The following is a 19,365-nucleotide window of genomic DNA, read 5'->3' as shown; positions in this document are numbered from 1 at the left end:
CCCCAGACCAGTAAGGGAGGCGAGCAGGACAGTTAGTGGCAAACCTACTGCTTGGCCACCATGAACCGCCGCCGTCGACACCGCCTCTGCCCGGCCAGGTCACGCGCCGCCGGCGAGGACGGCCAGCGGGTCGGTGTGCGCGGGCACCCATCCCAGCTCGGCCTCGGCGCGCGCCGGGGTGAACCGCTGGTCCAGGGCGAAGGCGTCCGCGACCGGGCCCATCTGCTCGCGAGCCTGCTCCAGCGTGATGGAGGCGACCTTGCCGTCGATACCGGCGGCCCGTGCGACGGCCAGCGAGCACTCCTTGGCGGTCGGGTTCACCCCGCCCACGCCCACGTACACGGAACCGGGCTTCGCCCGGAGCGCGGCGACGTACAGCTCCGCGACGTCGTCGACGTGCACCAGCGCCCACCGGTTGGCGCCGTCACCGATGCAGGGGACCGCGCCTGCCTTCTTGCCCGGAGCGCTGTAGAAGATGTCGATCAGGCGGTTCTCGCCCCCGTACAGCAGGCCGGGCTGCACCACGACGGGCCGGCCGCCCTGCTGTGCGCGCCGCAGGACGGCCTCCTCCACGGGCTTGCGCCAGGCGACCACGGCCGGCGGGTTCCAGGGCGCGGTCTCGTCCGCGACCCCGTCGGTGTCGCCGTAGACCCACGTGCCGCCGGTGTGGACGTACGTCCCGGTGCCGATGCCGTCCTGCATGGCGGTGGCGGCCGCGAGGTCCTCATCGCCGGTCCGGGCCTGTGCCAGGTGGATGACGGCCTCCGCGCGGGCCGCGGCCGTGTTCAGCACGCCGAGACCTCCCAGCCCTCCGCGTACCGGCGCCGCCCCGAGTGAGGCGACGGTCTCGGCGGCCCGGTCGTTGCGGGCCAGCGCCTCCACCGTGTGCCCATGCTGGATGAGCGTGCTGATCGTGATCTTGCCGAGGTATCCGGATCCGCCGGTGATGAAGACCTTCATGGTCTTGGCTCCTGTCTTCGTAGGCCGCTGACTACGCTGACCAGCCTGCGTCCAGGGGCGGATCCCCGTCCAAGACCTCTTTCGACGTCTTTGATACCCGTCGGGCATCAGGGTCTGTCTCCCTGTGGCATCAGTCCGGCCGAACGGTCACCACCAGGTTCCTGTCGTCTTCACCGCTGCTGCGAGCGCGCGTCGGGTCACGGATGGAAACGCCACCGCCCTTCAGAGATGACATCCACCTTGCCGTCCCTGACGCGAAGGGCCGTCTCGTCGTCGATGAAGTAGATCGGGAAGTCCGCCCGCGCGACGATGCGGTCAGCCCAGGCGTCGTCCCGCTCGGGGAAGTCCGGCGAGTACAGGTGGGGCTTGAGATACCAGTCGAAGAGCCCGAACGGCGGCTCGACGGCCGTAGCGCCGAGCACGTGGAGGTCCGCGGTGTCCCCGATGATGTCGGCGGAGTGGGCGGTGAGATTACGGCTGAAGATCATGGAGCCGGCGCTGACCCCCACGTAGACCCGGTTCTCCAGCGCCTCGAGGAAGCCGTCGGCCAGTCCGTTGCCGGTGATGCTGCGCGCGAGGTGGTAGTGGTTGCCGCCCTCGACGTAGATGACGTCGGCGTGGAGCAGCCGGTCGAGCACCATCTGCCGGGGCAGGCCGTTCAGCTCCAAAACGTCGAACTCGCGCCAGCCGAGGCCGCGCAGGCGGTTCATGTCCTCGACGAACCACCCGTGGTCCCCGGGCTCGGCGAGTGATGCCGTGGGAACGAATACGACGTTCGACGATCCGAACGGCTTTCCCAGCATGTCCCGCAACGCATCCCGCAGTGTCTCGTTGCGCAGGCCACTCGCAGTCAACAGAAAGTTCATCGGGCGAGCCAAGCACGGCCGTCGGACCCGCGCAACGAACCGTGGGTCCAACGACACGGATATGGGATGCCGGCATCAGGAGCAGGCACCGAACGCCTCCTTGTCCCGCAGGCGTTCCATGTTCCCGCACCCCTACCTGGAGGGACATCCGTCGAATGCCGCGTATCCCGTGGACAGCTGCACTCGTTTCCTGATCATGAAGAAGATCATGAGCATCGCCGCCGTCGTGCTCGCGGCAACAGGTGTGGCCACCCCCGCCGTCGTCGGCGATGACACCGACTCCAGCTCGGGCGGCAACGCGAGCAGCGACTGGAACTTCTCCGTCGAGGACGTGTGCAAGCAGGAGTTGGCCGTCATCCCGACGCTGGCCAGCCTGAGCGGCGCCGCTCCTGGCCGCCACTGTTCTGACCGCAACATCATCAATCCCTCGGGCCTGTAAAGCAGCGCCTCGCTCTCATGGCACGGCTACCAGGCGGCCCCGAACGGAAGTTGGGCCCACCGCCCGTCTCCTCGAAGGGGCGGTGACTCCGTGTTCAGCAACCGCGACGAGCTCACCCGCGAGCGGCAGCAGGTCCTCTTGCGGCGTCGGGTGGGCGTCATCGGGCTGTCCGTGGGCAGCAGCGCGGCACTGGCCTGCGCCATGGAAGGGGTCGGCGGAGCATTCAGGCTGGCGGACTTCGGCCCGCTCGGCCTGTCGAACCTGAACCGGCTGTCGGCGGGTGTCCACGACCTGGGAGTGGAGAAGAGCGTGCTGTGCGCCCGCCGTATGTACGAGCTCGATCCCTACCTGGACATCGAGGTGTTCCGGAGTGGTGTCACCGAGGACACCATCGAGGACCGCTTCAGCGCCCCTGCCGACGGTGACGGACTGGACCTGCTGGTCGAGGAGTGCGACACCCCGTGGGTGAAGGTCGCCGCCCGTGAGCACGCCCGCCGACGTCTGACGGGCCGGCTGCTGCCCCGCAGCGTGGATGGTGAAGGTCGAGAGGGGTATGTCGAGACGTGCTTGGAGCGCAACCGGCTTCGTGGGCGCCTGGACGCTCTGGACCTTCGAGCGTGCCGAGGTCGCAGGGTGAGGGTGGGATGATCCCTTTCTCTCCGGTACGCCTGGCGACGCCACGTGTACCGGTTCGCCGGTGTCCGACGAGGAAGACGAAGGATCGATGACGTTGAACGTGGGCCAACGGGTGCGGTTGGCGGCGGAACTGCGGCTGGCCGGGTCGGTGACCCCCGCCGGTGAGCCGTCGCAGGAGACGGGTGCCTTCGTCGCCTCTATGGCTCTGGCGGCAGGCATCGAGGGCACCGTTGAGCGGGTGGACGAGCATCACCGGCAGCAGAGCCACGAGGTCCGTGAATATCTGCGTCTGAAGTCTCTTCTCGACGACTTCGGCCACCAGATGCCGTCGGCGAGCAGGCAGCAACTGGAGGATCAGGTGGGGGCTTTGGAAGGGGAGTGGGTCGCCTTCCAACAACGAATGCTCCGCGTCACGGTCCGCGTCCGGCTCGACAACGGCTTCATCCTCGACGATGTGCCTGAGGAAGCTTTTACCTCCGCCTGACCAGACGCCGTCATCCGACGCCCGTGTTCGTCGCGTGAGGTCGGCCCGGTTGGCTCGGTCGACGTGACCGTGCCGCGTTCACGTGTGGGCCGGCAACGTGCGCTCAAAGGTCCGCATCGGGCAGGCGTCCTCGTGGGTACTGGTCCTGTTCGGAGTCAGCGTGGAGGCCGTCGAGGAGCCGGTCGCGCCGGCCGAGAGGAGGCGCGAGTCCACCGAACCCCGAGCCGACCTCGCGATAGCGTTCAAGCTTGTTCGAGTCCGCTCATTCACACAGCAGCCGGTCACCGGGGCGCACCTGCGCGCTGGTCCGCGCCGGCACCCAGACCGAGAACGACATCCTAATCAAGAGGCAGGAGCAGGCCGCGTGAGTCATCGCAACGCTCCGCAGGAGGAGCCCGCCGAGCACGTTCGCTTCGCGGTCTACCCCGCGGATGGGAGTGTCATGCCGGACCCGAACCACGAACCCTCAGCTGGGGAACGCCTCACGTGCCCTGACTGCGGCGCCACGGCACGCCCGGACAGCGTCAGCTCTCGGGACGACGGCCTGACGGGGATCTGGCACACCGCCGAATGCCCTGAGTTCGCGGTGCGGCGCATCCTCGCGGAAGAAAGTGCGCGCCGCAGCGCAGAACTCCGGGCGCAGGAGGTCGCGGCCTTCTCCGGAGCCGTGCAGCGTCTGCACGCCGCTGTGATCAGTTTCGACGCCGATCCCGCTGCCCTACCGTTCATCTCGGCCTTGCTGAAGCTGGTCGAAGCCCAGACGCGGAACACCAACCGAACCGTCCCCATGGCCCGTTGGGCGGAGATCCTGAACGAGTCCTTCCCGGAAGGATGAATGGCGGCGGCCTGCCTCTGTCGGGCAGGCCGACGACAAGGCGCAGGATGGCGACAGCGAATCCGATCGATGAGCCCGCCGTGGCAGCGGCAGTCAGAACCCGTGCAGCACGAATTGCCGAGGCGGCTGAGACCGGACTCGGGTCACCGCACTCGGTCCCTGCCCGCATCCTTCCCGCCGGTCCGGAGGGCCGGGAAAGCGTCGCCCCTTACACGGTCGCGTCACCTCCAGTTGCGGACAAAGCCGCTGTCGTGGCGCACCTCGGGCGACCGGGAAGTCGACGGATCGACAAGAAGGAGCCGATGTCCGCGCGCGTGAGCGGGCACCGGCCGGTGGGCAGAACGTCGACGGCCAGGACATCGACCTGGGCCTGCTCGTCCCGGACGCCCTCGACTCCATCCCATATCTGGCCCAAACGGGGGAAAGCGCCTATATTTTTACTACCCCTGCCGGGTCACGCGGTGCCTTCGGGGTGCCGCGAGACAGAGCGCTGCCCCGAAGCGGGCTGCGACATGACCGGCGGAGGTCCCCATGGTTTCGAAGTCCCCTTTCCTCCCGGGCTGCTGCCCACCGCCCCGCCACGCCTCCGGCCCGAGGAGGGAGGCACGGTGAACTGGCGCGACGCGGCGGCCTGCCGCTCCGAGGATCCGGAACTATTCTTCCCGATCGGCGAGGACGGCCTCTCCCGGCAGCAGATCGAACAGGCACGGGCGGTCTGCCACCGGTGCCCCGTCCTGACGGACTGCGGCTCCTGGGCCCTGCGCAACGGGGAACGCGACGGCGTGTGGGGGGCGATGACGGCGGACGAGCGGCGGCGACGACGGCGACGGCTCGGACGTCTGAGCGGGAGCAACCCCTGAGCGCCCGCCCGAGCCCGCCCGAGTGCGCCCGAGTGCGCCGGCCGGCGACGTTCCGGACCGCCCTGCATCCGACATGTGGGCGGCGGCCGTATAGGCGGTGGGCGAAGCCCTGACGGACGGCCCGGTCAGCCGTGACCGGGAGCGGACGCCGGTTCGGGCCGGGGTGGGGTGGACGGTCGTCCACGCCGCCGGCGCGTCGTCCGTCCGCCTCGGCGTGGCCGAAGGGCAGGGGCTGACCCGGGCGCGGGAACGCTCGCCCCCGGGCACGTCGATGAAGGCCAGCACGTTGACGAAGGCCGAGGAGCGTCATGCACCACACCCCACGGACCCACCAGGGCCCTGCAGGGTCCCGCCGGGCGGAGGACATCACCGCGCTCGCACCGAGACCCTTGCGGCACGTCCTGTTCCGCCAGCAGTGGCGGGACCTGGTCTTCCTGCACTGGCCGGCGGATCCGTTCGAGGTCGCCCGGCTGCTGCCGCCCGGCACCGTTCCGGACCTGTACAACGGGCGCGCATACGTGGGGCTGGTCTTCTTCCGCATGCGGGACCTGGCCCTGGGCCGGGCACGGGCGCTGCCGTACCTGGGCAGCTTCGGCGAGGTCAACGTGCGCCTGTACAGCAGGGACGCCCGGGGCCGGCGCGGCGTGGTGTTCCGGTCCCTGGACTGTGACCGGCTGCTGCCGGTGCTCGCCGCGGAGGCGGCTTTCCGGCTCCCGTACCGGTGGTCCCGTATCCGCTCCCAGTGGTTCGACAGCCGGCTCGTGTACCGGACGCACCGCCGTGGCAGTCCCGGCGCCGCGGCGTCGGTGTGGCTCGACGTTCAGGACACCCCGGTGACACCGACCCCGCTGGAGGAGTTCCTCACCTACCGCTGGGGACTGCACGGGCGCGCGTTCGGTCGCTCGTACTACCTGCCGAACGCGCATCCCACGTGGACGTTCCGCGCGTGCACGCTGCTGGACCGGCACGATTCGCTCGTCGGGGCGGCCGGCCTGAGCGAGCCCGCGCAGGAACCCGTGAGCGTGCTGTACTCCCCAGGCCTCCCGGTGCACTTCGGTACGCCGGAGGTCCTTCCCGTGCCCGGTACCACTCGGCGCCGCTGAGGTCTCCGAAGGCCGTCACACACTCACCGGGGGCGCAGGAGGGTGACCGCACCTGTCGCCGCGGGCCGGCCACTCGCCGTGACCAGGAAGCGGACACCTCCCGGCTCCGGGGCCACCTCGATCTCGGCGCCGCGTCCCGGCACGGGGGCTTGCAGGTCGCCGCGCAGCCCTACGACCGCGGCCGCCGTGTACCCGCTCTGCAGCAGCGCCGCCTGCCGTCCCGCCTCCATCACGGCGGGCGCGGGCATAGTGCCGTTCCGGCCGCCGAGCAGGAGCGGGTGACCGAGATCGCGCGGCGCGATCACCAGCCTGCCCCGCGGCGCACGGGCGACCATCACGTCGGCGTCGGTGGCCGCCCCGACCGCGGGCGCGGCGGGGTACAGCAGCGCGGGTGAGCCGTTCGTGCCGTCGAGCCGTTCCGGGTCGGGACCGGGCCGGACGAGGTGCATGCGGCACGATCCGAACGGTGTGCCCTCGTGCAGGAACTCCGCGGTGACGCGGTACGCGGAGAGCGCCCCGTCCTCCGACGCGAGATCGCTCACGACCAGCCGGGCCGAGACGTCCGTGGCACAGCCCTCCTCGGTCGGCCGCAGCCGCGGGTCGAGCCCGAGGCTCACCGAGACGGGCCGGAGGGGCGTACGGAGGGTTCCCGTGAAGTAGGCGCCGGCCAGTGCCACGGCGAGCTGACGGGTGGACTCGACCATGATCAGCGGATGGTGGGTCACAGCGGTCAGGGAACGCTCGTTGAGCGGGTGAAGGCGCGGCCACTGGCACTCGGCGGCGAAGCACCGGCTGCCCAGCCGTCGCAGCGATACGATCAGCAAGGACGCCATGGTTTCCAGGTGGAGTGTGCGCCAAGTGAGCGGCGCATGTCGCGTCGCGGGCGCGTCGCCGGGCAACGCGTCCGCCGGATGTCCGGGGCGGGGCCGGTCGACTGCCACAGGGTGCATCTGTGTCTCCCGCACGTGAGGGACAGCGGCCGTCGGCCGTGTCGTCGCCCCCCTGCGACCACTTCGGGCGGTCGGCTGCCCACGGATGCGCACTCCGGACGAAAGCACCCGTTCCGCCGCGATCGGCCCTGAGCCCCGCACCGTGCCGGTACTCGCGCTCCGGCCGTACGACGGACGGCGACCCCAGGCCGGTCAGCGGACGCGGCGGGTACGGATCGGGCGACCGACGGACCGAGAGACAGATCGTCGAGGTCGGGGCACGGTGTTCCAGCAGGCCCGGGATGGTGCGATACAGGCGCCGGTCCACCTCTCGTTCGTTGTCCGTCACTCGCCTGGAGCAGCCACCCGCGACGGGGTCGAACGCCGATGACCGTTGGCCACCGGTCAACGAGGCGGCTTCCGGCAGCTCCGCCGTGGACGGCACGAGGCGCCGCCCTCGGAGCGGACGTATCACCGTCCGGGCATCAGCCGTTCAGGACGCCGGTGGCACTGCGCATCGGGAACGTATCGCCGGCCTTCGGGACCTTCACGCGGACCGGCTCCCCGAAGCCGGACAGCCGCATCGTGACGCTCACGTCGGCGCCCGACATGTGGACGGTCGTCCGGGCCTGGACCAGGCGGCCGCCACCGTCGACCCAGGCGTCGGCGAAGGCGGGCAGGTCACTGCCGAGCATGTCCCGGGCCTGGTCCGTCTTCTTCCGGACGTCCTCGGCCATACGTTTCGTGAGCGCGTCGTGGTCGAGGATGCCGCGGTAGTGGGTCGCGTGCTCGCCTTGGACGCTCTCCGTGCCTTCCTTGGAGACCTTTCGCATCGCCGAGATCTGGCCCAGGAAGTGTTCGGGATCGTTGAGCGGTGCCCGCAGCAGGTAGTGCGCCTCGGCCTGGCCGCGGGGCATGACACCCCAGGTCCCCTCTTCTGTGGCCGACTGGCTGACGTAGATCCGGCCGTCCGCGAACACCTCGTCGCTGTGACTGATGGCGCCACCCGGGAAGTCCACAGCGAGCTTCCCGCGGTCATTCGCGAGATCGAAGCCGCCTCCGACGGTGAGAACGTACTCGGTCTTCCCGTCGGAGATCTTGATCTCCTCGTCGATGCGGGCCGTGCCTGTGCCGACGGCCGTGACCGCGGACCGGACCGCGGTGCGGTGCTCGGCGGCAGAGGCGGCTGGCGCGCCGCCATGACCGTTGTCGGCACCGGCGGACGAGCAGCCGGCACACACCAGCACGACGGCGACAGGCATCAGTGAACGGCGCATCGGAGTCTCCAGGAGTCAGGGAAGGACGGCTCGGTGGGACCGCCCCTGACCTGACGCGCCCTGCGTGTCCCGAAAAGACGCAGGCCGCGCACTCGAAGCCTGGCCCGTCTCGCAAATGGATCATATAAGCCGCCGGCGCGGCGGTTGGAGCGAGATTGCGGGGGACACGTCCTCCGGCGGGTGAGTGCCCGCAGAGCGTTGATGTCTTACCGGCTGTACGTGCCCGCCGACGCCCGTAGTGCCGCCGACGCGTGCCCGACCACCGGATCACCGTGCCCGAAGCAAGCCACGTCAACGTCGAGGGTCGCCAGCCGTTGGAAGGAGGCGACGGCCCGGGATCGGTCCAGGTTGAACACGCCTAGCATCACGCTGCCGTCCAGCGGGGACGCCGCGACCGCGTCCCCGGTGAACAGCACCCCGTGTTCGGGGAGATGGAGCGCGATGCTGCCGTCGGTGTGGCCGGGCGCGTGTACGACGTGGGCGCCGCCGCCGAAGTCGAGGACGCCGCCGTCCGTCACCTCGGTGACGCTCGGGGGACGGGCCGGGTTCGCGGGCCGCGGCGGCAGCAGTTCGCTCGCTCGCGCGTGGATCGGACGCTCCCAGTCCTCGAACACCGGTGACGGTTCCGGGACTTCGCCGCGTACGACACGGGCGTCCAGCGGATGAGCCAGCACGGCGGCACCGCTCAGCGCGGCGAACTCGCCCGCCCCGTCCGCGTGATCCTCGTGGAAATGGGTCAGGACGATGCGCCGTACGTCACGGACACTGCGTCCGGTGCCGGTGACCGCCTCGGCGATCCGGGCGGCCGAACCCGACGGCCCGGCGTCGATCAGCGTCAACTCGTCCCCGTCGCACCACAGATAGGCCTGACCGACGGGAAACCGGAGCATGAGGAGCCGGGGAAGGATCTCCACGACATCCATGTCCCTAGCCATATCCAAGTCCCTGTACCTGTACCTGTCCCTGTCCCTGTCCCTGTCCCTGGAGAGACCGTAGAGAGCGTGAAGTGCATGGCGAAGCCCCTCTGCTCAGAGCAGAGGGGCTTCGCAAGAGCTGTCTGCCGGGGGCGCCCGATGCTCACGACCGCTCAACTTGCTGGCGTCGGCGTGGCTCCCGCGCGATCGGCTCGGCTCAGCTCGCCGCGTAGTTCCGCAGGAACAGCGCCTCCGCCACGGACAGTCGCTCCAGCTCCTCGGGGGACACGCTCTCGTTCACGGCGTGGATCTGCGCCTCCGGCTCGCTGAGCCCGATGAGCAGGATCTCCGCCTCCGGGTACAGCGACGCCAGGGTGTTGCACAGCGGGATGGAGCCGCCCTGACCGGCGTACTGCATCTCCTCGCCCGGGTAGGCGACCGCCATGGCCTCGGCCATCGCGGCGTACGCCGGGCTGGCGGTGTCCGCCTGGAACGCCTGGCCCTGGCCGATCTGCTCCGTCCGCAGGCGGGCACCCCACGGCGTGTGGGCCTCCAGATGGGCCTGCAGCAGCTTGGTGGCCTCGGCCGCGTCGACGCCCGGCGGCACTCGCAGGCTCACCAGCGCACGGGCGCCGGCCTGCACGGACGGCGTCGCGCCGACCACCGGCGGACAGTCGATGCCGAGAACGGTGACGGCCGGACGCGCCCAGATGCGGTCCGCGACCGTACCGGACCCGATCAGGTGAACCCCGTCGAGCACCTTCGCGTCCTTGCGGAAATTCTCCTCGTCGTACTGGAGCCCGTCCCACCGCGCGTCACCCGCGAGCCCGTCGACGGTGGTCGAACCGTCCTCCGCGCGCAGCGAGTCCAGCGCCCGGATCAGCGCCCCGAGCGCGTCCGGGGCCGCGCCGCCGAACTGTCCGGAGTGCAGGTTCCCCTCCAGCGTGTCGACCTGGACGCGTACGAGGGTCATGCCGCGGAGCGTCGAGGTGACCGTCGGCAGCCCCACCCGGAAGTTTCCGGAGTCGCCGATGACGATGGTGTCGGCCGTCAGCAGCTCCGGGTGCTCCTCGGCGTACCGCTCCAGACCCCCCGTGCCCTGCTCCTCGGACCCTTCGGCGATCACCTTGACGTGCACGGGGACACCCCCGTTCGCCTTCAGCGCGCGCAGGGCGAGCAGGTGCATGATCACGCCCCCCTTGCAGTCGGCGCTCCCTCGTCCGTACCAGCGGCCGTCGCGCTCCGTCAGCTCGAACGGCGGCGTCGCCCAGGCGGCCTCGTCCAGCGGCGGCTGCACGTCGTAGTGCGCGTACAGCAGGACCGTCTTCGCGCCCTCGGGACCGGGCAGGAAGCCGTACACCGACTGCGTGCCGTCGGGGGTGTCGAGCAGGGCCACGTCCTGGAAACCCTCGGCGCGCAGCGCGTCCGCGACCCAGTTGGCGGCACTCTCGCTCTCACTCCTCGGGTACTGGTCGAAGTCCGCCACCGACTTGAAGGCCACCAGCTCGGTGAGCTCCGCCTTCGCCCTGGGCATCAGCGAGGCGACGGTCTCGGCGACCGGATTCGACGACATGGGCACGCTCCTTGTGGGTGCGACGTCGTACTTCGGCGTACGGGGTGTACGCGACGTACGGTGTACGAGTTGTGGACCTTGTGCGGGTTGTTCTGCGGTGTCCCCCGGGGTGTACGCGCGTAACTGGTGTGCAGGGCGCATACGCTGCCGATCCTCCCACAGTGGCCTGCGGCGATGCCCGCCGTAGGATGCGGGGGAAAGGTGCGGCAGGCGGCTGGATCGGGAGCAGTAGACCATCGTGAGCAGCGAGAACTCTTCGGCGGCGGACGACGCGCAGCAGGTATGGGACGTCGTCGTGGTGGGCGCGGGACCCGCGGGGGCCTCGGCCGCCTACGCGGCAGCGGTCGCGGGACGCAGCGTCCTGGTGCTGGAGAAGGCGGAACTTCCCCGCTACAAAACGTGCGGGGGCGGCATCATCGGCCCCTCCCGCGACTCGCTGCCGCCCGGCTTCGAGCTGCCGTTCCAGGACCGGGTGCACGCGGTCACGTTCTCGATGGACGGGAAGTTCGCGCGCACCCGCCGCTCCAAGCACATGCTCTTCGGCCTCATCAACCGGCCGGAGTTCGACCAGCAACTGGTCGAGCACGCGCAGAAGGCCGGCGCCGAACTCCGTACGGGCGTCACGGTCTCGCGCGTCGAACAGCACGGGTCGGCCGTACCGGACCGGCGCACCGTCGCGGTCGTGCTCCAGGGCGGCGAGTCGGTGCTCGCCCGCGCCGTCGTCGGAGCGGACGGCAGCGCCAGCCGGATAGGAGCGCACGTCGGTGTGAAGCTCGACCAGGTCGACCTCGGCCTGGAGGTGGAGATCCCGGTGCCCGAGACCGTCGCCGAGGACTGGAAGGGCCGGGTACTCATCGACTGGGGCCCCATGCCCGGCAGTTACGGCTGGGTCTTCCCCAAGGGGGACACCCTCACCGTCGGCGTGATCTCCGCCCGCGGCGAAGGCGCCGCGACCAAGCGGTACTTGGAGGACTTCGTCGCCCGGCTCGGGCTCGCCGGCTTCGAACCGAGCATCTCCTCCGGGCACTTGACGCGCTGCCGCGCCGACGACTCTCCGCTGTCCCGCGGCCGGGTGCTGGTGTGCGGGGACGCGGCGGGGCTCCTCGAACCGTGGACCCGCGAGGGCATCTCCTTCGCGCTGCGCTCGGGACGGCTCGCGGGGGAGTGGGCGGTACGAATCGCCGAGGCGCACGACGCCGTCGACACCCGGCGCCAGGCCCTGAACTACGCCTTCGCCATCAAGGCGGGGCTGGGCGTCGAGATGAGTGTCGGCAAGCGGATGCTCGCGGCCTTCGAGCGGCGCCCCGGGGTGTTCCACGCGGCGCTCACCGGCTTCCGCCCCGCCTGGAAGGCGTTCACCGGCATCACCCGCGGCTCCACGTCGCTCGGCGAGATGGTCCGCAGCCACCCCATGGCCGGACGCGCCCTGACCATGCTGGACCGGCAGACCGGGGAGTGATCCGGGAGGGTCGCGACTGAGTCAGGAGCGTCGGGACTGATTCGGGAGGGCCGGGGCTGATCAGGGAGAGTCGGTAGTTATCCGGGAGGGGCACCCATTCGGGAGGGTAGGGCTGGGGCGCCTTGACGGACTCCGGCGGGGGCTCCTTGAAGGCCAGCGGTTGCTTGCCAGGCTCAGGCCAGGGGCCTGGCCTCTCGCCGGGCCCTGACCCCGGACCCTGGGGCTTTGACTAGAGGGTTGGGCGCCCTGCCGAATCGCTTATGTGCGGGGCGGGGACGTCCAACTGAACCCGAGGCAAGGTGCACCGACCCCACAGCCGACGCGTTGAGGCCACCGGGCTCGCCCGCGTATGTGTCAGGGTTTGACCGTGATCCGGAACACCGGGTGCTTGTGAGCGGCGGCGAGAAGTTCCTCGTCGCTGCTCTTCACGTTGACGTCGCCGAAGAAGCGGCCGACCTCCCAGCCCCACTTCTTGAGGTAGGTGCGCAGGACGACCGGCTTCTCCTCGTCGGGCAGCTCCACGGCGGTGAACTCCTGTGTCCTGCGGCCGACCTGAAGCTTTCCGCCGCCGGCGGCCCGGAGATTGCGGACCCACTCGGAGTGGCCGCGGGCCGAGATGAGGTAGGGGCCACCCTCGTACGGGAGCGGGTTGACGGGGACCTTGCGCCACTCGCCGCTCTTGCGCCCCCGGACGGAGAGTTCGGCGCTGCCGAGGAGGCTGACGCCGTGGCGTGCGAGCCATCCGATGAAGCCGTTCATCGCCTTGTCGAAGGCCTTCGGCTTGAGGTAGTGGGTCGACGACGACATCGGTTCCTCCTGGATAGGGGAGAGCGCTGGGAGAGCAGTGCTCTCGCTTGGCATCAGTGTGTACGAGATCGGTGATCCAAAGCAAGAGCGGTGCTCTCTAATGTGGTCGGTGCTCTTGTTTTGGTGCGGGTGCTCGCGGTTCGGAGCGGATGCTCGCCGTTCGGAGCAGGCGTTCACGGGGCGGGGTGGGGCGGTGCGCTGGGGGCTTGTGGGGGCTTCTGTGGCTGGAGTGTGGAGTGGGGAGGGTCTGGCCTGTCGGGATGGCGGTGGTGTGGGGAGCCCAAGTCGCCCGCCACCGTCGGCTCTGCCAGTCCGTGCCCCGGGCCCTGCGCCTCTGAGCCCCAATGGGCGCGGATCGCTGGGGTGTGGGGTGTGCGCTGTTGGGCGGTGCGGCGCCCGTCGTCGTACGAATGGTCGGACTGCCCCGGTGGTCGCTGCTCACATAAGAGAGCGGGGCTCGCCCTGGGGGACGGTGCTCGCCGTGCGGAGCAGTGCTCGCTCTGGAGGGCGGTGCTCGCCGTGCGGAGCAGCGCTCACCTGAAGGGCGGGCGGCGCTTGCCGTACGGGTCGGCGCTCGCCGCGGCAGGGTGTCCGTCGCTATCTGCTGCTCACGGGCGTGGGTGCCGCTCGCCACCGCTGGTCGGCTCCCTCCGGAGGACGGTGCGTCCCGCCGCAGGGTTCGCCTCAGGGCACCGCTCGCCATGGTGGGCGGTGCTCGCTTCGCAGAGCGGCACCCACTCTGAAGAGCAGCGCTCACTTTTGAGATCGCCGCTCGCACCCTCAGTCGCACAGCCGTCGCGATAGCACTGCTCACCGCGAAGAGCGGTGCCCACGACAAAGAGCGCTGCTCCAGTGGTCCGCCCGCGCGCGCTCCCGAGACCCCCTCCAGCGGGCCCCGAAAAGCAAAACCCATCCTCGAGAGCACTGATCTCGTTTGTGTGCACTGCTCTGAAAACGTGGAATACTGCCCGCATGAGTACCGCACGAGGCGCCAGGGCCCGGGCCAGGATCGAGGTCACCGCAGCCATCAAGGACGAGGCGCGCAGACAGCTCGCGTCCGAGGGTGCCGCCCGGCTCTCGCTGCGCGCCGTCGCCCGAGAGCTCGGCATGGTGTCCTCCGCCCTCTACCGCTACTTCCCCAGCCGCGACGACCTGCTGACCGCCCTGATCATCGACGCCTACGACTCCCTCGGCGAGGCCGCGGAGACGGCGCACTCCGCAGTCGCCGACGCAGCACCGCAGGCCCGTTGGGTCGCGGTGTGCGTAGCCGTACGCGACTGGGCGCTGGCGCATCCGCACGAGTACGCGCTGATCTACGGTTCGCCCGTGCCCGGTTACGCCGCCCCGGATACGACCGTGCGACCCGCCTCCCGAGTGGCGCTGCTCCTCGTCGGCATCGTCCGTGACGCCCATCGAGGCAAGGGCGTGGCCCGGCCTCCGCTGGCCGCGGAGCTGAAGACGGAGGCGCAGCGGATGGCCGCCGACCTCGCGCCCGACCTGCCGCCCGAGGTGGCCGTGGCGCTTGTCGCCGCTTGGGCGCAGTTGTTCGGGCTGATCGGATTCGAGCTGTTCGGGCAGTTCCATCGTGTCGTCGAGGACCGGGACCCCTTCTTCCGGCATGCGGCGGCGCAACTCGCGCACGGGGTCGGGTTGGTGTACCCCCAGCCCTCTTGACCGCGCTCAGTCGGGCGCCCCGAGGCCCCCGAACCCGTCACATCCCCCACCCGTCGAAGCCCCCGACCCCGTACAAGCCCATCGCCATCGAAAATCAAAGCCCCGCAGCGCACGCCCGCCTCCGTACTCCGCCGGGAGTACGGCTGGTCACCACGCCTGGCTGACGCTCGGAGGGCCCTGCGGCGTCTAGCGTGACCGTCATGGAAGAGCAGCGCACCCGCAGGTCCCGGACGTGGGGCGGGCCAGCCCGGTGGTGGCGGCACGGGCCGCCCGGGTGGGGCCGCCGGGACGACGAGGACCGCGGTGCCCGCTGGCCGTGGCGTTCCACGCTCCTGCTCACCGTCTTCGTGCTCGCAGGCAGCACCTTCGCGTCCCACGCCCAGGCGGACGAGCGGGCGCCGCTGGACGCATTCGCGCGTGTGCTGCTCCTCGTGGGCTGCGGCGTACTGCTGTGGCGGCAGCGTTACCCGGCGTTCGCGGCCTTCGCCACGGCCGCCGCGGCGACGGTCTATCTGGGCGCCGGGTACGCGTACGGGCCGGTGTTCCTCACGGTGGCGGTGGGCTGCTTCGGCGCGATCGTCGCCGGGCACCGCCGGGCGGCCTGGGCGGCGGTCGGGATGCTGTGGGTCGGGCACGTGCTGGTCGCGCACTGGCTCTACGTCTGGCTGCCGCCGGCGGGGGGCGAGCCCGCCGCGTGGAGTCAGGAGATCGTCACCGCGACCTGGGTCATCGCCATCGTGGCGGTGTCGGAACTGGCCCGCGTACGCCGTGAGCAGTGGGCGCGTGACCGGGCCGAGCGTGCGCTGGCCGCCCGGCGGCGGGCCGACGAGGAGCGCCTGCGGATCGCTCGCGAGCTGCACGACGTCCTCGCGCACAGCATCTCCGTGATCAACGTCCAGGCCGGCGTGGGTCTCGCGCTTCTCGACTCCGACCCCGAACAGGCGCGTACGGCGCTCACCACCATCAAGACCGCCAGCAAGGAGGCGCTGGGCGAGGTCCGGCAGGTCCTCGACACGCTGCGGGCGCCCGGTGAGGCTCCGCGCGCGCCGGCTCCGGGGCTCGACCGGCTGCCCGAACTCGTGGAGCAGGCGGCGAGCGCCGGACTGACGGTCGAGGTGCTGGGCAGGGTCCCGGCGCTGGCACCCGGTACCGACCTCGCGGCGTTCCGCATCGTGCAGGAGGCGCTCACCAACGTCGTACGGCACTCGGGGTCGCGGAGTGCGCGCGTGCGGATCGACCGGGCGGAGGGGGCGTTGCGGTTGCGGATCGACGACGACGGGCCCGCGACCGGTGCGGACGCCTGGGGCAGCGGTAACGGGCTCGCCGGGATGCGCGAGCGGGCGGCGGCGCTGGGTGGCACGATCGAGGCCGGCCCGCTCGCCGGAGGCGGATTCCGTGTACTGGCGGTACTGCCGCTCAAATCCGAGGAGGCCAGGTGATCCGCGTACTGCTCGCCGACGACCAGTCGCTGGTCAGGGCGGGATTCAAGGCGCTCCTGGACGCGCAACCCGACATCGAGGTGGCCGGTGAGGCGGCCGACGGTGAGGAGGCGCTGGAGAAGGTGCGCGAACTGCGCCCGGACGTCGTGCTGATGGACATCCGGATGCCCCGGCTCGACGGGCTCGCCGCCACGCGCCGGATCACCGACGCCCCGGACCTGGAGGGCGTCAAGGTGGTCATGCTCACCACCTTCGAACTGGACGAGTACGTCTTCGAGGCGATCCGCTGCGGAGCCTCCGGCTTCCTGGTGAAGGACACCGAGCCGGACGAACTGCTGCGTGCCGTGAGGGCGGTGGTCGAGGGCGACGCGTTGCTGTCGCCGGGTGTGACCCGTCGGCTGATCGCGGAGTTCGCCGCCCGCTCCAAGGAGCCCGCGGCGGCGGGGGCGTTGAGTGAACTCACCGAGCGGGAAAGGGAGGTGATGGCTCTGGTCGGGATCGGTCTGTCGAACGACGAGATCGCCCGCCGCCTGGTCGTCAGTCCGTTGACCGCGAAGACGCATGTCAGCCGGACCATGGTGAAGCTGGGTGCGCGCGACCGCGCCCAACTGGTCGTTCTGGCCTACGAGTCGGGGTTGGTGCGGCCGGGCTGGTTGGGCTGACCGATCCGCGGGAAGCGGGTCAGGACCGTCACTACGGTCGCGAAGAAGACGCCGGCCGCGAGGCCCGCCGCCGTCTGCCTCAGCGGTCCACCGGAAATCCCGAAGACCGCCGGGAGCGCGTGCGCGACTGCCATGAAGGCGGCGCCGGCCAGCACGGCACCGGCGAACAGCGCGTACCCGATCTCGACCGTCATCGCGTCCCGCTCCGCCTGCGTGCGTTTCCCCATACATCCAGTCAAACAGGCGTACGCCCGACAGACAAGAACTGTCCGTCGGGCGCGCCGAGTTGAGGGAAGGCATCGGTCGGTGCCGAGTCGCCGGTCGGCACCGAGTCGAGGGAGGGCATCGCATGGCACCGAGTCGCCGGTCGGCACCGAGTCGAGGAAGGCATCGCCTGGCACCCGGTCGAGGGTGCGGGTGCGGACTCAGTCGACGACCGCCACCCGCGCCTCCTCCGTCTGCTTGGCTGCCTCCGCGGGCTCCTCGTGCGGGGAGCGGGCGACCAGGATCGTCTCCCGCGAACGCGGGGCCCGCAGGCCGGTGAGCGTGACGATCAAGCCCGCGAGAGCGATACCCGTGACGACGACCAGCCCCGAGCGGTAGCTGTCGAGGACCGCCTCGGGGGAGGAACCCTCGGACGAACTCGCGGTCACCACCGCCGTCACCACGGCCAGGAAGATGGCGCCGCCCACCTGGACCGAGGTGTTCAGCAGGCCGGAGACCATGCCCTGCTCGTGGTCCTCCACGCCGTTCGTCGCCTGGATGTTGAGCGACGGGAAGACGAGGGCGCAGGCCGCGCCGATCAGCAGCATCGTCGGCAGGATGACGGCCGCGTAGACGGGGTCGAGGTCGACGCGGAGGAACAGGGCGTAGCCGACGACCATCAGGGCGAAGCCGACCGCGATGAGGCGCGGGGTGCCGAACCGGTCGACGACGGAACCGACCTTCGTCGAGGACAGGGCGACCAGCGCGCCGGCGGGCAGGAAGGCGAGTGCGGTGTGCAGCGCCGACCAGCCGAGCAGCGACTGCATGTACAGCGTCACCATGAACTGGAAGCCGACGTACGAGCCGAAGAACGCCATCGCGCCGAGCTGGGCGCGGATCTGGCTGCCCGAGCGGAGGACGCCGAGCCGGATGAGCGGGCTGGGGCTGCGGCGTTCGACGGCGACGAACACGGAGAGCAGCACGGCGACGGCGGCGAAGGAGAGCAGCGTGCGGGCAGTGCCCCAGCCCACCTCGGGCGCCTGGACGACGGTGAAGACGAGCAGCAGCATCGCGGCGGTGCCGAGGACGGCGCCCGGGATGTCGTAGCCGCGGTGGTCCCTCTCGCGTTCGCTGCGCGGGATGAGCCGCAGGCCCGCGATCAGTGCGACGACGGCGATCGGGGCGGGCAGCAGCATGGTCAGCCGCCAGCTCGCCTCGGTGAGGAGACCGGAGAGCACGAGCCCCATGGAGAAGCCGGTGGCCGCGCAGGTGGTGTAGATCGAGAGCGCGCGGTTGCGCAGCGGGCCCTCGGCGAAGGTCGTGGTGATGATGGACAGTCCCGCCGGCGCGGTGAACGCGGCGCTCAGCCCCTTGATGAAGCGGCTGGCGATGAGCAGCGGGCCCGAGTCGACGAGTCCGCCGAGCAGCGACGCGAGCGCGAAGACGCCGAGGGCGACCAGGAAGACCTGGCGGCGGCCCAGGAGGTCGGCGGTGCGTCCGCCGAGGAGGAGGAGTCCGCCGTATCCCAGGATGTAGCCGCTGACGATCCATTGCAGCGTCGACGTGGAGAGGTCGAGTTCGGAACCGATGGACGGCAGGGCGACGCCGACCATCGACACGTCCAGCGCGTCCAGGAACATCGCGGCGCAGAGCACCAGCAGGGTGCCCCACAGCCGGGGCGTCCAGCTTCCCTGGGACGCGGGGGTGGTGAGCGGAGAGGTCATGCCGACGACACTACATGCACGCGCATCCAATGCAAGTGCATTTAATTCCGATGCAACAAAGTCGGTTCTTTGCTACGGTGCGGCCATGGCGGCGAAGAAGGCCGAGCACGTGCTCGTGGACCGGTGGCGGGACATCCTCGCGGTGCATGCGCGCACCCTGTGCGAACTCGACCGCGAGCTCCATCCGTACGGCTTGGGCGCCAGCGACTTCGAGGTGCTCGACGTACTGGCCGCGGGCACGGCGTCGGGCGGCGGCCCTTCGTATCGCGTGCAGGAGATCTCCGAGCGGGTGCACCTGAGTCAGAGTGCGCTGTCCCGGCTGATCGGCCGCCTGGAGAAGGACGGACATGTCACGCGGTGCGTGTGTCCGGAGGACCGCCGGGGGGTCAGTGTGGCGCTCACACCGCGGGGCCGCGCACTGCACGACGAGGTGCTGCCGGTGCAGCGCGCGGTGCTGCACCGGATGCTCGCGGGCGGCGCCACCGACTGCTCCTGAACCTGCCGCCCCTTCGAGCCCGTA

20 protein-coding genes are annotated in these 19,365 nt (G+C 70.6%); 11 read left to right on the top strand and 9 right to left on the bottom strand.

Annotated elements, in window-relative coordinates; translation table 11 throughout:
* Positions 1–99: 99 nt before the first annotated feature.
* Both ACFYQQ_RS14680 and ACFYQQ_RS14675 read right to left on the bottom strand, forming a co-directional pair.
* Positions 100–960: an NAD-dependent epimerase/dehydratase family protein gene (locus tag ACFYQQ_RS14680; protein ID WP_355783212.1), complete on the bottom strand. Its 861-nt coding sequence runs from the start codon at positions 958–960 to the stop codon at positions 100–102.
* Positions 961–1,157: 197 nt separating this feature from the next.
* Entirely contained in the window at positions 1,158–1,826 is a 669-nt protein-coding gene (locus tag ACFYQQ_RS14675; protein ID WP_355783209.1) for a peptidase E, read from the bottom strand.
* Positions 1,827–1,944: 118 nt separating this feature from the next.
* Between ACFYQQ_RS14675 and ACFYQQ_RS14670 the strand changes: the two genes are divergently transcribed.
* The 6 genes from ACFYQQ_RS14670 (at position 1,945) to ACFYQQ_RS14645 (ending at position 6,183) form a co-directional block, all read left to right on the top strand.
* Positions 1,945–2,265 carry a hypothetical protein gene (locus ACFYQQ_RS14670; protein WP_388904674.1) on the top strand — a complete coding sequence of 107 codons (321 nt, stop codon included), beginning with the start codon at positions 1,945–1,947 and terminating at the stop codon, positions 2,263–2,265.
* Positions 2,266–2,355: 90 nt separating this feature from the next.
* Positions 2,356–2,913 (top strand): ThiF family adenylyltransferase, encoded by a 558-nt coding sequence (locus tag ACFYQQ_RS14665; protein WP_355783205.1) that lies wholly within the window; start codon positions 2,356–2,358, stop codon positions 2,911–2,913.
* A gap of 49 nt (positions 2,914–2,962) precedes the next feature.
* Positions 2,963–3,385, top strand: coding sequence for a hypothetical protein (locus ACFYQQ_RS14660; RefSeq protein ID WP_355783203.1), 423 nt, complete (start codon positions 2,963–2,965; stop codon positions 3,383–3,385).
* Positions 3,386–3,749: 364 nt separating this feature from the next.
* A complete protein-coding gene (locus tag ACFYQQ_RS14655) occupies positions 3,750–4,220 on the top strand; it encodes a hypothetical protein (protein ID WP_388904672.1) in 471 nt (156 codons plus the stop codon).
* Positions 4,221–4,828: 608 nt separating this feature from the next.
* Positions 4,829–5,080, top strand: coding sequence for a WhiB family transcriptional regulator (locus tag ACFYQQ_RS14650; protein WP_355783197.1), 252 nt, complete (start codon positions 4,829–4,831; stop codon positions 5,078–5,080).
* A gap of 308 nt (positions 5,081–5,388) precedes the next feature.
* A complete protein-coding gene (locus ACFYQQ_RS14645; RefSeq protein WP_355783194.1) occupies positions 5,389–6,183 on the top strand; it encodes a DUF2071 domain-containing protein in 795 nt (264 codons plus the stop codon).
* A gap of 23 nt (positions 6,184–6,206) precedes the next feature.
* On the opposite strand, the gene ACFYQQ_RS14640 is transcribed toward ACFYQQ_RS14645, so the two are convergent.
* From ACFYQQ_RS14640 to ACFYQQ_RS14625, 4 genes are all read right to left on the bottom strand, one after another.
* Positions 6,207–7,016 (bottom strand): hypothetical protein, encoded by an 810-nt coding sequence (locus ACFYQQ_RS14640; RefSeq protein ID WP_355783192.1) that lies wholly within the window; start codon positions 7,014–7,016, stop codon positions 6,207–6,209.
* Between the two features lie 581 nt (positions 7,017–7,597).
* A complete protein-coding gene (locus tag ACFYQQ_RS14635; RefSeq protein WP_355783190.1) occupies positions 7,598–8,389 on the bottom strand; it encodes an LppX_LprAFG lipoprotein in 792 nt (263 codons plus the stop codon).
* Between the two features lie 206 nt (positions 8,390–8,595).
* A complete protein-coding gene (locus tag ACFYQQ_RS14630) occupies positions 8,596–9,312 on the bottom strand; it encodes an MBL fold metallo-hydrolase (protein WP_355783215.1) in 717 nt (238 codons plus the stop codon).
* 208 nt (positions 9,313–9,520) lie between these two features.
* Positions 9,521–10,876 (bottom strand): dipeptidase, encoded by a 1,356-nt coding sequence (locus tag ACFYQQ_RS14625; protein WP_355782282.1) that lies wholly within the window; start codon positions 10,874–10,876, stop codon positions 9,521–9,523.
* A gap of 238 nt (positions 10,877–11,114) precedes the next feature.
* On the opposite strand from ACFYQQ_RS14625, the gene ACFYQQ_RS14620 reads away from it, so the two are divergent.
* Entirely contained in the window at positions 11,115–12,335 is a 1,221-nt protein-coding gene (locus tag ACFYQQ_RS14620; protein ID WP_355782280.1) for a geranylgeranyl reductase family protein, read from the top strand.
* A 354-nt stretch (positions 12,336–12,689) separates the two neighbouring features.
* On the opposite strand, the gene ACFYQQ_RS14615 is transcribed toward ACFYQQ_RS14620, so the two are convergent.
* Entirely contained in the window at positions 12,690–13,142 is a 453-nt protein-coding gene (locus tag ACFYQQ_RS14615; RefSeq protein WP_355782277.1) for a nitroreductase family deazaflavin-dependent oxidoreductase, read from the bottom strand.
* 972 nt (positions 13,143–14,114) lie between these two features.
* On the opposite strand from ACFYQQ_RS14615, the gene ACFYQQ_RS14610 reads away from it, so the two are divergent.
* The 3 genes from ACFYQQ_RS14610 (at position 14,115) to ACFYQQ_RS14600 (ending at position 16,917) form a co-directional block, all read left to right on the top strand.
* Positions 14,115–14,816, top strand: a complete 702-nt coding sequence (locus ACFYQQ_RS14610; RefSeq protein ID WP_355782274.1) for a TetR/AcrR family transcriptional regulator — start codon at positions 14,115–14,117, stop codon at positions 14,814–14,816.
* A 200-nt stretch (positions 14,817–15,016) separates the two neighbouring features.
* Positions 15,017–16,255, top strand: coding sequence for a sensor histidine kinase (locus ACFYQQ_RS14605; RefSeq protein ID WP_355782271.1), 1,239 nt, complete (start codon positions 15,017–15,019; stop codon positions 16,253–16,255).
* Positions 16,252–16,917, top strand: a complete 666-nt coding sequence (locus tag ACFYQQ_RS14600; protein WP_355782267.1) for a response regulator transcription factor — start codon at positions 16,252–16,254, stop codon at positions 16,915–16,917. The genes ACFYQQ_RS14605 and ACFYQQ_RS14600 overlap by 4 nt, the downstream gene beginning before the upstream one ends.
* Here the strand turns inward: ACFYQQ_RS14600 and ACFYQQ_RS14595 are convergent.
* On the bottom strand, positions 16,878–17,144 hold the full coding sequence (locus ACFYQQ_RS14595; RefSeq protein WP_355782265.1) for a DUF6332 family protein: 267 nt from the start codon (positions 17,142–17,144) through the stop codon (positions 16,878–16,880). The two genes, ACFYQQ_RS14600 and ACFYQQ_RS14595, sit on opposite strands and share 40 nt — an antisense overlap.
* A gap of 198 nt (positions 17,145–17,342) precedes the next feature.
* Complete coding sequence (locus tag ACFYQQ_RS14590) at positions 17,343–18,845, bottom strand: MFS transporter (RefSeq protein WP_355782262.1); 1,503 nt, start codon at positions 18,843–18,845, stop codon at positions 17,343–17,345.
* Positions 18,846–18,930: 85 nt separating this feature from the next.
* Here ACFYQQ_RS14590 and ACFYQQ_RS14585 point away from each other — a divergent pair, with 85 nt between their 5' ends.
* Entirely contained in the window at positions 18,931–19,341 is a 411-nt protein-coding gene (locus ACFYQQ_RS14585) for a MarR family transcriptional regulator (protein ID WP_355782259.1), read from the top strand.
* Positions 19,342–19,365: the final 24 nt, after the last annotated feature.

The sequence above is a fragment of the Streptomyces sp. NPDC005496 genome (genome assembly GCF_042872045.1).
In the GTDB taxonomy this organism is placed as follows: domain Bacteria; phylum Actinomycetota; class Actinomycetes; order Streptomycetales; family Streptomycetaceae; genus Streptomyces.
The sequence above is the reverse complement of the archived record's forward strand: the minus strand, read 5'-3'. Positions and strand labels throughout refer to the sequence as shown.

Bases quoted from the DNA above. Each gene is read 5' to 3' on its own strand.
- ACFYQQ_RS14625 (WP_355782282.1), bottom strand. From the start codon at position 10,876: ATGTCGTCGAATCCGGTCGCCGAGACCGTCGCCTCGCTGATGCCCAGG.
- ACFYQQ_RS14675 (WP_355783209.1), bottom strand. From the start codon at position 1,826: ATGAACTTTCTGTTGACTGCGAGTGGCCTGCGCAACGAGACACTGCGG.
- ACFYQQ_RS14615 (WP_355782277.1), bottom strand. From the start codon at position 13,142: ATGTCGTCGTCGACCCACTACCTCAAGCCGAAGGCCTTCGACAAGGCG.
- ACFYQQ_RS14640 (WP_355783192.1), bottom strand. From the start codon at position 7,016: ATGGCGTCCTTGCTGATCGTATCGCTGCGACGGCTGGGCAGCCGGTGC.
- ACFYQQ_RS14605 (WP_355782271.1), top strand. From the start codon at position 15,017: ATGGAAGAGCAGCGCACCCGCAGGTCCCGGACGTGGGGCGGGCCAGCC.
- ACFYQQ_RS14585 (WP_355782259.1), top strand. From the start codon at position 18,931: ATGGCGGCGAAGAAGGCCGAGCACGTGCTCGTGGACCGGTGGCGGGAC.
- ACFYQQ_RS14645 (WP_355783194.1), top strand. From the start codon at position 5,389: ATGCACCACACCCCACGGACCCACCAGGGCCCTGCAGGGTCCCGCCGG.
- ACFYQQ_RS14630 (WP_355783215.1), bottom strand. From the start codon at position 9,312: ATGGATGTCGTGGAGATCCTTCCCCGGCTCCTCATGCTCCGGTTTCCC.
- ACFYQQ_RS14610 (WP_355782274.1), top strand. From the start codon at position 14,115: ATGAGTACCGCACGAGGCGCCAGGGCCCGGGCCAGGATCGAGGTCACC.
- ACFYQQ_RS14590 (WP_355782262.1), bottom strand. From the start codon at position 18,845: ATGACCTCTCCGCTCACCACCCCCGCGTCCCAGGGAAGCTGGACGCCC.
- ACFYQQ_RS14680 (WP_355783212.1), bottom strand. From the start codon at position 960: ATGAAGGTCTTCATCACCGGCGGATCCGGATACCTCGGCAAGATCACG.
- ACFYQQ_RS14595 (WP_355782265.1), bottom strand. From the start codon at position 17,144: ATGGGGAAACGCACGCAGGCGGAGCGGGACGCGATGACGGTCGAGATC.
- ACFYQQ_RS14670 (WP_388904674.1), top strand. From the start codon at position 1,945: ATGTTCCCGCACCCCTACCTGGAGGGACATCCGTCGAATGCCGCGTAT.
- ACFYQQ_RS14635 (WP_355783190.1), bottom strand. From the start codon at position 8,389: ATGCGCCGTTCACTGATGCCTGTCGCCGTCGTGCTGGTGTGTGCCGGC.